The organism is Microcoleus sp. AT3-A2 (assembly GCF_036705685.1).
Taxonomy (GTDB): domain Bacteria; phylum Cyanobacteriota; class Cyanobacteriia; order Cyanobacteriales; family Microcoleaceae; genus Microcoleus.
Genome location: NZ_JAUBVF010000164.1, coordinates 1 through 1,321 on the forward strand (window position 1 = coordinate 1; position 1,321 = coordinate 1,321).

The 1,321-nt window shown below is 52.1% G+C and carries 1 protein-coding gene; it reads right to left on the reverse strand.

What is annotated here, in order from left to right; translation table 11 throughout:
* On the reverse strand, positions 1 to 1,321 hold a 1,321-nt coding region (locus tag QUB37_RS29685), incomplete at both ends, for a calcium-binding protein (RefSeq protein ID WP_333168824.1).

Consider the following 1,321-nt stretch of genomic DNA (forward strand, 5'->3'; position numbering starts at 1 on the left):
TCCTACGGAAAAATTGAGAACTGTATCAATACCGCTATTAGCGCTTAACACAAAGTGATCATTCCCAGTGCCCCCAATCAAAGTATCATCTGAGCCATCACCAAACAGCCAGTCATCCCCTGCACCCCCATTGAGAATATCGCTATCTTTCCCTCCATAAATAGTGTCATTACCATCATCACCATTGAGAGCATCTTGACCTTCATTGCCATATAACAGGTCATCGCCACTGCCACCATTAATACAGTCTTGCTGACCGTCTTCACCCACAGCGCCTCGCAGATTTTCCCCGCGATCGCCACTAATGGTATCGTTACCTTCATCGCCACACAAAATATCGCTACCATCATCGCCGTACATCAAGTCGTTGCCAGCATCTCCCTGTACAGCATCGTCATCCTTGCCACCACGAAGGGTATCGTTACCAAAACCCCCATCAAGCGAGTCGGAACTCTCACCCCCATTGAGGAAGTCATTTCCATCTCCCCCAAACAGCAAGTCGCGGCCGTTGGCATCCAACACTAACTCGTTTTGCAAACTACCGTAAAGCGAATCGTCTCCCTCGTCGCCGACAATGGTGTCGGAACCGAGTTCACCCCAAATCCGGTCATTATCTTTGCCACCATAAACTAAGTCATTACCTTTGCCGGCAAAAATGCTATCGTTACCGCTGCCACCGCCGATGATATCGCCGGTGTCGTTGCCAAAAATTAAATCACCTTCATCCGTGGCAACACTACTGCCAAGTTGAGTGCCGTAGTCGCCGACTATGGTGTCGGAACCTTGATTGCCGTAGAGAGTATCCGAGTCTGTTTCGCCGAAAATGCCATCAGCCGCTTTGCCTCCAAACAACAAATCCCGTCCGTTGCCACCTCGCAAGGTATCGTCTTGTTCTTCGCCGTTAAGTAAGTCGTTGCCATCGCCTCCTGTCAGCAAATCGAAGCCGTCGGGGTCACTGTCTAGGGAGTTGAGGAGGCCACCAAACAAAGAGTCGTCTCCGTTGTCGCCCCAAAGGGTGTCCGGGCCTTTGTCACCCCAAATCAAGTCGTTGTCGATGCCACCGTAGGCGATGTCGCCAGCTTTGCCGGAGTAAACGGTGTCGGAACCTTGGTTGCCTGAAATGGCGTCGCCTGAAGACCCGCCGAAAATCAGGTCGCCGTCGTTACCAGTCAAGTCGATGTTGTTGCCGTTGTCGCCGACTATGGTGTCGGCACCGCGATCGCCGTACAATGTGTCGGAGTTGCGATCACCAAAAATGCGATCGCCCGCTTTGCCGCCAAATACGGCATCGGTTTGTTTGCCGGCGTACACGATGTCGTTG